The sequence below is a fragment of the Pseudomonas pudica genome (assembly GCF_015680405.1).
Taxonomy (GTDB): domain Bacteria; phylum Pseudomonadota; class Gammaproteobacteria; order Pseudomonadales; family Pseudomonadaceae; genus Aquipseudomonas; species Aquipseudomonas pudica.
Window position 1 is genome coordinate 106,491 of record NZ_JADLJS010000005.1, and the last position, 12,310, is coordinate 118,800.

Annotated in this window: 10 protein-coding genes; 9 read left to right on the forward strand and 1 reads right to left on the reverse strand. The window is 63.4% G+C overall.

All coding sequences use genetic code 11. The features are described 5' to 3' along the window. Positions 1–91 precede the first annotated feature (91 nt). The 6 genes from aruF to astE all read left to right on the forward strand — a co-directional run bounded on the left by aruF (position 92) and on the right by astE (position 6,378). A complete protein-coding gene (gene aruF, locus IRZ77_RS05795) occupies positions 92–1,111 on the forward strand; it encodes an arginine/ornithine succinyltransferase subunit alpha (protein WP_085601600.1) in 1,020 nt (339 codons plus the stop codon). Positions 1,112–1,189: 78 nt separating this feature from the next. Then, positions 1,190–2,218 (forward strand): arginine N-succinyltransferase, encoded by a 1,029-nt coding sequence (gene astA, locus IRZ77_RS05800; protein ID WP_013973651.1) that lies wholly within the window; start codon positions 1,190–1,192, stop codon positions 2,216–2,218. Continuing rightward, the gene (gene astD, locus IRZ77_RS05805; protein ID WP_046614626.1) at positions 2,219–3,682 is read left to right on the forward strand and encodes a succinylglutamate-semialdehyde dehydrogenase; all 1,464 of its coding nucleotides are present in this window, start codon (positions 2,219–2,221) and stop codon (positions 3,680–3,682) included. A 23-nt stretch (positions 3,683–3,705) separates the two neighbouring features. Further along, positions 3,706–5,055: an N-succinylarginine dihydrolase gene (gene astB / locus IRZ77_RS05810; RefSeq protein ID WP_046614625.1), complete on the forward strand. Its 1,350-nt coding sequence runs from the start codon at positions 3,706–3,708 to the stop codon at positions 5,053–5,055. 14 nt (positions 5,056–5,069) lie between these two features. Beyond that, a complete protein-coding gene (locus IRZ77_RS05815; RefSeq protein ID WP_003256592.1) occupies positions 5,070–5,360 on the forward strand; it encodes a topoisomerase II in 291 nt (96 codons plus the stop codon). 10 nt (positions 5,361–5,370) lie between these two features. After that, positions 5,371–6,378: a succinylglutamate desuccinylase gene (astE, locus tag IRZ77_RS05820; protein ID WP_046614624.1), complete on the forward strand. Its 1,008-nt coding sequence runs from the start codon at positions 5,371–5,373 to the stop codon at positions 6,376–6,378. 21 nt (positions 6,379–6,399) lie between these two features. Here the strand turns inward: astE and IRZ77_RS05825 are convergent, their stop codons facing one another. After that, positions 6,400–7,677 carry a M91 family zinc metallopeptidase gene (locus tag IRZ77_RS05825; protein ID WP_108481254.1) on the reverse strand — a complete coding sequence of 426 codons (1,278 nt, stop codon included), beginning with the start codon at positions 7,675–7,677 and terminating at the stop codon, positions 6,400–6,402. A gap of 265 nt (positions 7,678–7,942) precedes the next feature. Between IRZ77_RS05825 and alaS the strand changes: the two genes are divergently transcribed. The 3 genes from alaS to csrA all read left to right on the forward strand — a co-directional run bounded on the left by alaS (position 7,943) and on the right by csrA (position 12,240). Further along, entirely contained in the window at positions 7,943–10,567 is a 2,625-nt protein-coding gene (alaS, locus tag IRZ77_RS05830) for an alanine--tRNA ligase (RefSeq protein WP_046614622.1), read from the forward strand. Positions 10,568–10,650: 83 nt separating this feature from the next. Next, positions 10,651–11,886 carry an aspartate kinase gene (locus IRZ77_RS05835; protein ID WP_013973645.1) on the forward strand — a complete coding sequence of 412 codons (1,236 nt, stop codon included), beginning with the start codon at positions 10,651–10,653 and terminating at the stop codon, positions 11,884–11,886. 165 nt (positions 11,887–12,051) lie between these two features. Next, positions 12,052–12,240, forward strand: coding sequence for a carbon storage regulator CsrA (gene csrA, locus IRZ77_RS05840; protein ID WP_003254503.1), 189 nt, complete (start codon positions 12,052–12,054; stop codon positions 12,238–12,240). Positions 12,241–12,310: the final 70 nt, after the last annotated feature.

Below are 12,310 nucleotides of genomic sequence, written 5' to 3' on the forward strand. Positions count from 1 at the left end.
GCCGGTGATACCCGATTCCAGTGCAGGTGCCGGTGCACCTGCCGTTTTTCCGTGCTGCCGTGAGCGGCCCGTATTCCAAAGGAGTGACACCATGCTGGTGATGCGCCCCGCGCAAATGGCTGATCTGAACGAAGTGCAGCGCATGGCTGCAGACAGCCCCATTGGTGTCACCTCGCTGCCGGACGACACCGCTCGCCTGGGCGACAAGATCGCCGCATCCGAGACTTCCTTCGCCGCCGAGGTCAGCTTCAACGGTGAAGAAAGCTACTTCTTCGTGCTCGAGGACAGCGAAACCGGCAAGCTGGCCGGTTGCTCGGCCATCGTAGCTTCGGCCGGCTACTCCGAGCCGTTCTACAGCTTTCGTAACGAGACCTTCGTGCACGCCTCGCGCGAGCTGAAGATCCACAACAAGATCCACGTGTTGTCGCTGTGCCATGACCTGACCGGCAACAGCCTGCTGACCAGCTTCTATGTGCTGCCGGAACTGGTGAACAGTGGCTGGGCCGAGCTCAATTCACGTGGCCGCCTGCTGTTCATGGCCGCTCATCCGGAGCGTTTCGCCGACTCGGTGGTGACCGAGATCGTCGGCTACAGCGACGAGCAGGGTGAGTCGCCGTTCTGGGATGCCATCGGCCGCAACTTCTTCGACCTCAATTACGCCGACGCCGAGCGCCTGTGCGGCCTTAAAAGCCGCACCTTCCTCGCCGAACTGATGCCGCACTACCCGATATACGTGCCGCTGCTGCCTGACCTGGCTCAGGAAGCCATGGGCCAGGTGCATCCGAGGGCGCAGATTACCTTCGACATCCTCATGCGCGAAGGCTTCGAGACCGAGCACTACATCGACATCTTCGATGGCGGCCCGACCTTGCATGCGCGTACCTCGGGCATCCGCTCGATCGCCCAGAGCCGGGTGGTGCCGGTGAAGCTCGAGGACACCCCGGTCAAGGGCGGGCGCCCGTACCTGGTGTGCAACGGCCAGTTGCAGGACTACCGCGCTGTACTGCTGGACCTGGACTGGGTGCCGGGCAAACCCGTCAGCCTGAGCCCTGCAGCCGCCGAGGCGCTGGGGGTGGGCGAGGGGGCCAGCGTGCGTCTGGTTGCGGTCTGAGGTCTGGCGACAGACGTTTCGGGATTGATGCGTTAGAAGAGTTTCGCGCCGGCCGCCGCCGCCGCAAAAGGAGATAGCATGATCGTTCGTCCTGTACGCAGCAGCGATTTGCCTGCGTTGATCGAATTGGCACGCAGCACCGGTACCACCGGGCTGACCACGCTGCCGGCCAACGAAGAGCGCCTGGGGCATCGTGTTGGCTGGGCGGAAAAGAGCTTCCGTGGCGAAGCCGAGCGTGGCGACACCGACTACCTGTTCGTGCTGGAAAACGACGAAGGCATGGTGGTGGGCATCAGTGCCATCGCCGGTGCCGTCGGCCTGCGCGAACCTTGGTACAACTACCGGGTCGGCCTGACCGTCAGCGCCTCGCAGGAGCTGAAGATCTACCGCGAAATCCCCACCCTGTTCCTGGCCAACGACCTGACCGGCAACTCCGAGCTGTGCTCGCTGTTCCTGCGCAGCGACTATCGCTCCGGCCTCAACGGCCGCCTGCTGTCGCGGGCGCGCATGCTGTTCATCGCCGAGTTCCCCGAGCTGTTCGGCAAGAAGATCATCGCCGAAATGCGCGGCATGTCCGACGAGCAGGGCCGCTCGCCGTTCTGGGAAAGCCTGGGCCGGCACTTCTTCAAGATGGAGTTCAGCCAGGCCGACTACCTCACCGGCGTGGGCAACAAGTCGTTCATTGCCGAACTGATGCCGAAGTTCCCGTTGTACACCTGCTTCCTCTCCGAAGCGGCGCGCAACGTGATCGGCCGCGTGCACAAAGACACCGAGCCGGCGCTGGCCATGCTCAAGCAGGAAGGCTTCAACTATCAGGGCTACGTCGACATCTTCGATGCCGGCCCCGCCATCGAGTGCGACACCTCCAGGATACGCGCCGTGCGCGAAAGCCAGACCCTGGTGCTGGCGGTGGGCACGCCGGGCGATGACGCGACGCCTTACATCATCCACAACCGCAAACGCGACGACTGCCGCATAACGGCCGCACCTGCGCGGCTGGCTGCCGGTACCCTGGTGGTCGACCCTCTGACCGCCAAGCGCCTGCGCATGGGTGCCGGCGACAACGTGCGCGCCGTGCCGCTGTCGGCAAGCCGGGAGGCCCAGTAAATGACCACGCATTACATCGCAGGCAATTGGCAGGTTGGCCAGGGTGAAACCCTGCAGTCGCTCAACCCGGTGACGCAAGCCGTCGTCTGGGAGGGGCAGGGCGCTGACGCCGGCCAGGTGGATGCCGCCGTGCAGGCTGCGCGACAGGCCTTCCCGGCCTGGGCGCAATTGAGCCTGGAAGCGCGTATCGATGTGCTGGAGAAGTTTGCCACGCAACTGAAAGCGCATGCCGAAGCCATGGCCCAGTGCATCGGCGAGGAAACCGGCAAGCCTCTGTGGGAGTCGGCGACCGAAGTCACCAGCATGATCAACAAGGTCGCGATCTCGGTGCAGAGCTACCGCGAGCGCACCGGCGAGAAGAGTGGCCCGCTGGCCGATGCCACGGCCGTGCTGCGGCACAAGCCCCACGGTGTGGTGGCGGTGTTCGGCCCGTACAACTTCCCCGGCCACCTGCCCAACGGCCATATCGTGCCGGCGCTGCTGGCGGGCAACTGCGTGGTGTTCAAACCCAGCGAGCTGACGCCCAAGGTCGCTGAGCTGACCGTCAATTGCTGGATTGCCGCCGGGCTGCCGGCGGGGGTGCTCAACCTGGTGCAGGGCGCGCGCGAAACCGGTGTGGCGCTGGCCGCCAACCCGGGGATCGACGGCCTGTTCTTCACCGGTTCCAGCCGCACCGGCAACCTGCTGCACCAGCAGTTCGCCGGCCGCCCGGACAAGATCCTGGCCCTGGAAATGGGCGGCAACAACCCGCTGGTGGTGGATGAGGTCAAGGACCTGGATGCGGCGGTGTATACCATTATCCAGTCGGCGTTCATTTCCGCCGGCCAGCGCTGCACCTGCGCCCGTCGTCTGCTGGTGCCGCAAGGCGCCTGGGGCGATGCGCTGATCGCGCGGCTGGTCGAGGTGAGCCGATCCATCACGGTCGGCGCGTTCGATCAGCAGCCGGCGCCGTTCATGGGCTCGGTGATTTCACTGCAGGCAGCGCGAGCGTTGATTGCAGCCCAGGCCGAACTGGTCGCCAAGGGTGCCGTTAAGCTGCTGGAAATGACCCAGCCACAGGCCGATGCCGCACTGCTGACCCCGGGCATTGTCGATGTCACCGCTGTGGCCGAGCGCCCGGACGAAGAGTTCTTCGGCCCGCTGTTGCAGGTGATCCGCTATGCCGACTTCGATGCCGCCATCGATGAGGCCAACAACACCCAGTACGGCCTGGCCGCCGGCTTGCTGTCCGACTCCCGCGCCCGTTACCAGTACTTCTGGCTGCGCAGCCGCGCCGGCATCGTCAACTGGAACAAGCAATTGACCGGTGCCGCCAGCAGTGCACCGTTCGGCGGCGTGGGCGCCAGTGGCAACCACCGCGCCAGCGCCTATTACGCGGCGGACTACTGCGCTTACCCCGTGGCTTCGCTGGAGACCGCCAGCCTTGCCTTGCCGGCGACCCTGACGCCGGGCATCACCCTATAACAACAGGTCACGGAGCCTAGCCGATGAAATCCTACGAAGTGAATTTTGATGGCCTGGTGGGGCCTACCCACAACTATGGCGGCCTGTCCTACGGCAACGTGGCTTCGCAGAGCAACAGCCAGCAGGGGTCCAACCCGCGCGAAGCCGCGCGCCAGGGCCTGGCGAAGATGAAAGCGCTGGCCGACATGGGCTTCAAGCAGGGCGTGCTGGCGCCGCAGGAGCGCCCGGACGTGGCCGCACTGCGCCGCCTGGGCTTCGGCGGCAGCGACGCCGAAGTGATCCAGCGCGCCGCCAGGGAGGCCATGCCATTGCTGGTGGCCAGCTGCTCGGCCTCGAGCATGTGGGTGGCCAACGCCGCCACAGTCAGCCCCAGTGCCGACACCGCCGATGGCCGCGTGCACTTCACCGCTGCCAACCTCAACTGCAAGTACCACCGCAGCATCGAGCACCCAACCACCAGCCGCGTGCTGGGTGCCATGTTCAGCGATGACAAGCACTTTGCCCACCACGAGGCACTGCCTGCCGTGGCGCAGTTCGGTGACGAGGGTGCGGCCAACCACACGCGCTTCTGCCGTGCGTATGGCGAGGCCGGCGTGGAGTTCTTCGTCTACGGCCGCAGCGCCTTCGACAGCCGCTACCCGGCGCCGCAGAAGTACCCGGCCCGGCAAACCCTGGAAGCCTCCCAGGCCGTGGCCCGGCTGCATGGCCTGCGCGATGACGGCGTGGTCTACGCTCAACAGAACCCGGCCGTGATCGACCAGGGCGTGTTCCACAACGATGTGATTGCGGTGGGCAACGGCGAGGTGCTGTTCTATCACGAGGACGCTTTCCTCGACACCGACGCGGTACTTGGCCAGCTGCGAGCTAAACTGGCCAGCAAGGGTGGCAACTTCCAGGCCATCTGCGTGCCACGGGCAGCGGTGACGGTGGAGGACGCGGTGCGTTCCTATCTGTTCAACAGCCAGCTGCTCAGCCGCGACGACGGCTCCATGCTGTTGGTGGTGCCGGAAGAGTGCCGCAACAACGAGCGGGTCTGGGCCTACCTGGGCCAGTTGACCAGCCAGGGCGGCGCGGTGAAAGAGGTCAAGGTATTCGACCTCAAGCAGAGCATGCAGAACGGCGGTGGGCCGGCTTGCCTGCGTTTGCGCGTGGCGTTGAAGGAAACGGAACTGGCAGCGGTCAACCAAGGCGTTATCATGACCGCCTCGCTGTACGACACCCTGCTGCTGTGGGTCGACAAGCATTACCGCGATCGCCTTGGCGAGGCGGACCTGGCCGACCCGCAGTTGCTGGTGGAATGCCGTACGGCACTGGACGAATTGACCCAGATCCTGAAGTTGGGCTCGGTGTATCCGTTCCAACGCCAACCTTGAAGAGAGACTTTGCAATGACCGACGCCCTGCGCCTTATCCTGGAAGATGAAGACGGCACCCAGCTGGAAACTTCCTGCACCCGCTTTGCCGTGGTCTGGCAAGGCAAGGAAGTGTGGATTCAGCAGGATGGTCGTGGCCAGCTGTTGATCGGCGTGGATGTCGAGGAAGACGACACCGAGTACGCCAACCTGCTGCTGCGCCCGATGGCCACCAACCTGGTCAGCCTGCAGCTGGAAATGGAACCGGCGGAGGTCGGCGAAGACGACGATCACGTCCATGGCCCCGACTGCGGCCACCACCACTAAGGAAGTACCTATGCTCGCCCTTGGCAAATTGCTTGAGCTGACCCTCACCGATCACGAACCGGCCGAGAAGACCCAAGTGACAACCAAGGGCGCGCGTTTGCGCTGGCTGGGGGAGGGCGCGCTCGAAGTGCGCCCGGCCGAAAACGAGGATTGCGGGCTGGATTTGCTGTTGTCCGCCGGCATCCACGGCAACGAAACGGCACCGATCGAGTTGCTCGAGCGGCTGCTGCATGGCGTGGCCAACGGCAAGATCATACCCAAGGCCCGGGTGCTGTTCCTGTTCGGCAACCCGGCAGCTATCCGCAAGGGCGAGCGCTTCATCGAGCAGGACATCAACCGCCTGTTCAACGGGCGCCACGAGCTGTCCAGTGGCTTCGAGGCATTGCGTGCCGCCGAGCTTGAACAGTTCGCCCGGGTGTTCTTCAGCAAGCCGGGGCGCAGCCGCCTGCACTACGACCTGCATACCGCCATCCGTGGCTCGAAGATCGAGCAATTTGCCTTGTACCCTTATAAAGAGGGGCGCAAGCATTCCCGTCGCGAGCTGGTACGGCTGGCGGCGGCGGGCATGGAGGCAGTGTTGCTGCAGAGCAAGTCTTCAATCACCTTCAGCGCCTTCACCTACGAGCAGCTGGAGGCCGAGGCCTTTACCCTGGAACTGGGCAAGGCCCGACCGTTCGGGCAGAACGAGCTGGTCAACCTCGACAAGCTGGAAGCGAGGCTGATCCGCATCATCGAAGACACCGAGCCGCAGGGCGAAAGCTCGCTGGATGGCCTGCAGCTGTTCAGCGTGTCCCGCGAGATCATCAAGCACAGCGACAGCTTCCACCTGCATCTGCCGGCGGACATCGAGAATTTCTCCGAGCTGAGCAAGGGCTACCTGCTGGCCGAGGACCTGGCCGAGACGCGCTGGGTGGTCGAAGAGGAGGGCGCGCGCATCATTTTCCCCAACCCCAAGGTCAAGAATGGCCTCAGGGCGGGGATTCTGATCGTTCCTGACTCCGGCCAGCGACTGGGCTGAGCTGGCCCCGGTACCCTGGGCTCACGGCTGTGTGCGCAGTTCCAGTTGCAGCGCCTGGCGCAGCCCGTTTTCAGTGAAGGCGGGTGGGTTGGTGTTCAGGACGGTGCTGCCGCCAAATGTGAACTTGCAATCGGTGGGCAAGCCGATGCTCTGCAGCAGCAGGTTGTCCACCGGATAAGTGCCGTTTTTCCCTGGAACCTCGGTCTGGCCCGGAAAGACGGTGCCAGTCATCGAGTTCCAGCCTTGGCACAGACAGCGGTACAGGTTGAGTAGCGGCAGTTGCGCAGCGGTCGACCAGCCAGGGTTGTAGGCCAGGGTGCCGCCGCTGTAGCCCCAGCTACTCTGGTTTTCGTCGATGATGAAGTGGCCTTCGTCTTCATCTTCTTCGTGGTCGCTGGGTGTATAGGTCGTGAATTGGTGTCTGGATGCTTCGATCAGGCTGATCGGTGTCCCCGACTGCCCGGCCTTTTTATCCAGGGCCGCCAGCAGCGCCTGGCCGCAGGGTAGTTTGCGCAGGAGCTCCAGCGCATCCTGTGCTGCTTGCCTGAACGGGTCGCTACCCGTCACTCGCACACCGATATTGCCCAGGGCCTGATGTTCGACCGTCACGGGCCGGGCCAGTCGTGCATCGTTTTCGGTATCACGGTAGAGCTCGACCCTGGAGGACTCGCGGCCAAGCAGGCGGTGCCCCGTGACGTTGACAACCGCGTCGCCCTTGTCGATGAGTACCGGGCCGCTACCGACCACAATCTGGTGCGTGCCGGTATGGGCGTCGATGTGGACGATACCTACGCCGGTGTCGATCCTGTTGCCGCTCCCTATCATGTCGATCAGCACCGTCTTCTTCACCTCCGGGGCGATGACAACGTGGTGATTGCCATCGGTGAGGCGAATGGCGATGGCTTGGGCGGTATGCGCGGCGACCATGAATACCGCATCGTTGATGGTCACTTCCAGCAGGCATTCGCGAGGGGCGATACGTACGCGCTTTTGCTGCCCATCCGCGCGCAGCGCACGCGGGGCCACGTTGAAAACCAGCAGCTCGCTGTTCTGGGTGTTGCGGCGATAGCGTCGCCCCAGCGGGTAAGTGTGTTCCAGGGTGATTCGCACGTTGGGGTCAGCCTGGATGTACTTGACCTCGGTCTGCTGCTGGGGGTTGTCTTCATTGGGAAAGGCGGTCTGGGCGTAACCAGGTTCGCGAGCATCTATGTAGTAGATCGGGTTCGGATTGGCCAGGATAGCCTCGTGAGGCAGTGGGTGTGGATCCGAGTGGAGTTTGGACAGGTTCAGCTCAGGCATGGAGTGCTCCGGCAGCGAAGGTGGGCCAGCAGGATCCCGTTCCGCTGCGCGGGTCAGGTGTTGCTTATGTACCGCATGGGCAGGCCTGCAGGTCCGCTTTGCCGCCTTGGGCGTGCTCATGAACGGCTTTTCATCCGCCGATTGCTGTTCTGGTGTACAAACACACTGTATCTCCCGTTCAGGCTGGCTATAATGGCGCCCTTTGCCGTCGTTTCGTCGATTCGACGTATTAGCCCAAACGGCCGCCGTTTCCGTGGAAGAACCTATGAAAAGCGCAGAAATCCGTGAAGCCTTCCTTCGCTTCTTCGAAGAGCAGGGACATACCCGAGTCGCCTCCAGTTCGCTGATCCCGAACAACGACCCGACCCTGTTGTTCACCAATGCCGGCATGAACCAGTTCAAGGACTGCTTCCTCGGTGCGGAGAAGCGTGCCTACACGCGTGCCGTCAGCAGCCAGAAGTGCGTGCGCGCCGGCGGCAAGCACAACGACCTGGAAAACGTCGGTTACACCGCGCGCCACCATACCTTCTTCGAAATGCTGGGCAACTTCAGCTTCGGCGACTATTTCAAGCGCGATGCCATTACCTTCGCCTGGACCTTCCTGACCTCGGAAAAATGGCTGAACCTGCCAAAGGAAAAGCTCTGGGTCACCGTCTACGCCACTGACGACGAAGCCTACGATATCTGGACCAAGGAGGTCGGCGTGCCGGCCGAGCGCATGGTGCGCATCGGCGACAACAAGGGCGCCCCGTACGCCTCCGACAACTTCTGGACCATGGGCGACACCGGCCCGTGCGGCCCGTGCACCGAGATCTTCTACGACCACGGCCCGGACATCTGGGGCGGCCCACCCGGTTCGCCGGAAGAAGACGGCGATCGCTACATCGAGATCTGGAACAACGTCTTCATGCAGTTCAACCGCACCGCCGATGGCGTGCTGCACCCGCTGCCTGCGCCGTCGGTGGACACTGGCATGGGCCTGGAGCGCGTCAGCGCCGTGCTGCAGCACGTGCACTCGAACTACGAGATCGACCTGTTCCAGAACCTGCTTTCCGCCGCGGCCAAGGCCATCGGTTGCAGCAATGAGGGGCAGGCCTCGCTGAAAGTGGTCGCCGACCACATCCGTTCGTGCGGCTTCCTGATCGCCGACGGCGTGCTGCCGTCCAACGAAGGCCGTGGCTACGTGCTGCGCCGCATCATTCGTCGCGCCTGCCGCCACGGTAACAAGCTGGGTGCCAAAGGCAGCTTCTTCTACCAGATCGTTGCCGCGCTGGTCGCCGAAATGGGCGAGGCCTTCCCGGAACTGAACAGCCAGCAGGCGCACATCGAGCGCGTGCTCAAGGCTGAAGAAGAACAGTTCGCCAAGACCCTGGAGCAGGGCCTGCGCATCCTCGAGCAGGACCTGGCCCAGCTGAAGGGCGACGTGGTGCCGGGCGACGTGGTGTTCAAGCTGTACGACACCTACGGCTTCCCGATGGACCTGACCGCCGACATTGCCCGCGAGCGCGAGCTGACCATCGACGAAGCCGGTTTCGAGCGCGAGATGGACGCCCAGCGTGAGCGTGCCCGTTCCGCCAGCGCCTTCGGCATGGATTACAACAGCCTGGTCAAGGTCGACAGTGCCACCGAGTTCCTCGGCTACGAGGCCACCGAAGGCCAGGGCAAGATCATCGCCCTGTACAAGGACGGCCAGGCCGTCGACCAGCTGGGTGAAGGCGAGCAGGGCGTGGTCGTGCTCGATCGCACGCCGTTCTACGCCGAATCCGGTGGCCAGGTGGGCGACACCGGCTACCTGCAGGCTGGCGCTGCGCGCTTCGATGTGCGCGACACCACCAAGACCGGTGGTGCCTTCCTGCACCATGGCGTGGTTGCCAGCGGCGCGCTGGTGATCGGTTCGCCGGTCGAGGCCAAGGTCGATGCCGAGGTGCAGCACGCCACCTCGCTGAACCACTCTGCCACCCACCTGCTGCACGAAGCGCTGCGCCAGGTACTGGGCGAGCACGTGCAGCAGAAAGGCTCGCTGGTCGACAGCCAGCGCCTGCGTTTCGACTTCAGCCACTTCGAAGCGGTGAAACCGGAGCAGATCAAGGCCCTGGAAGACATCGTCAACCGCGAAGTGCGCAAGAACACTGCGGTGGAAACCGAATTGACCGACATCGAAACCGCCAAGGCCAAGGGTGCCATGGCGCTGTTCGGCGAGAAGTACGGCGACACCGTGCGTGTGCTGAGCATGGGCGGCGATTTCTCGGTGGAGCTGTGCGGCGGTATCCACGCCAAGCGCACCGGTGACATCAGCCTGTTCAAGATCATCAGCGAAGGCGGCGTGGCCTCTGGCGTGCGCCGCATCGAAGCGGTCACCGGCGCTGCTGCGCTGGCCTACCTGAACGCTGCCGAAGAGCAGGTCAAGGAAGCCGCCCAGCTGGTGAAGGGTAACCGCGACAACCTGATCGACAAGCTGTCGGCTGTGCTCGAGCGCAACCGCCAGCTGGAGAAGCAGCTGGAACAGCTGCAGGCCAAGGCCGCCAGCGCCGCCGGGGATGATCTCTCCAACGCGGCCGTTGAGGTCAAGGGCGCCAAGGTGCTCGCCGCCCGCCTGGATGGGCAGGACGGCAAGGCCCTGCTGGCGCTGGTCGATCAGCTGAAGAACAAGCTCGGCCACGCAGTGATCCTGCTGGGCAGCGAGCATGAGGGCAAAGTCGTGCTGGTGGCCGGCGTGACCAAGGACCTCTCCAGCCAACTCAAGGCTGGCGATCTGATGAAACAAGCCGCTGCGGCGGTGGGTGGCAAGGGCGGTGGCCGTCCGGACATGGCCCAGGGTGGCGGCGTCGACGTCGCTGCACTGGACCAGGCCCTGGCGCTGGCCGTGCCATTCGCAGAGCAGGGACTTTGAGATGAAGGGGCCGGCGGTCTAGTCGCGGCCTCTTCATGTTGGATTGTTTTTTGGGGCCCTGTATGGGCTGAGGCACCATTGAAATGGCGTTGATCGTACAGAAATTTGGCGGCACCTCTGTCGGTTCCATCGAGCGGATCGAGCAGGTAGCCGATAAGGTCAAGAAACACCGTGAGGCGGGCGACGACCTGGTGGTTGTGTTGTCGGCAATGAGCGGTGAAACCAATCGCCTGATCGACCTGGCCAAGCAGATCACCGATCAGCCGGTTCCGCGTGAACTGGATGTGATCGTGTCGACCGGTGAGCAGGTCACCATTGCCCTGCTGACCATGGCCTTGATCAAGCGTGGTGTGCCAGCGGTGTCCTACACCGGCAACCAGGTGCGCATTCTCACTGACAGCGCGCACAACAAGGCGCGCATCCTGCAGATCGACGACCAGAAGATTCGTGCCGACCTCAAGGAAGGCCGCGTGGTCGTGGTAGCGGGCTTCCAGGGCGTCGACGAGCACGGCAGCATCACCACCCTGGGCCGTGGCGGCTCCGACACCACGGGTGTGGCCCTGGCGGCTGCGCTGAAGGCTGATGAGTGCCAGATCTACACCGACGTCGATGGCGTCTACACCACCGACCCGCGCGTTGTGCCACAGGCCCAGCGCCTGGAGAAGATCACCTTCGAAGAGATGCTGGAAATGGCCAGCCTCGGTTCCAAGGTGCTGCAGATCCGTTCGGTGGAGTTCGCCGGCAAGTACAACGTTCCGCTGCGCGTGCTGCACAGCTTCAAGGAGGGTCCGGGTACCCTCATTACCATTGATGAAGAGGAATCCATGGAACAGCCGATCATTTCCGGTATCGCCTTCAACCGTGATGAAGCCAAGCTGACCATTCGCGGCGTGCCGGACACTCCGGGCGTGGCCTTCAAGATCCTCGGCCCGATCAGCGCCTCGAACATCGAGGTCGACATGATCGTGCAGAACGTTGCCCACGATAACACCACCGACTTCACCTTCACCGTGCACCGCAACGAGTACGAGAAGGCGCAGAGCGTGCTGGAAAACACTGCCCGCGAAATCGGTGCCCGTGAAGTGATCGGTGACACCAAGATCGCCAAGGTCTCGATCGTTGGCGTCGGCATGCGTTCGCACGCCGGTGTTGCCAGCCGCATGTTCGAAGCCCTGGCCAAGGAGAGCATCAACATCCAGATGATCTCCACCTCCGAGATCAAGGTTTCGGTCGTGATCGAAGAGAAGTACCTGGAGCTGGCCGTGCGCGCGCTGCACACCGCGTTCGAACTCGACGCTCCGGCACGACAGAGCGAGTAATACGCTGCCTGGAAGGGCGCGGCTTGCCGCGCCCTTCGCGTTTCTGCTCGCCACGCAGGCCTGTCCTGCCCTGGGTGACGAGCAACCGGGCCCTGGTCGTCGTCCACGACCAGGCCGCGACACCCAAGACTGTTACCCCTGAATGTTTTGCGTAAGGAGAAAGCTATGTTGATTCTGACTCGTCGGTGCGCCGAGAGCCTGATCATTGGAGACGGCGAGATCACCGTGACGGTGCTCGGCGTCAAAGGCAACCAGGTGCGTATTGGCGTCAGCGCCCCGAAGGAAGTGGCTGTGCACCGCGAGGAAATCTACCTGCGGATCAAGAAAGAGAAGGACGAGGAGCCAAGCCTTTAATTTTTTTGAAGTTTTTTTCAAAAAAAGGGTTGCAAACGAGGAAGAGCCTGTTTAATATTCGCCTCGTGTT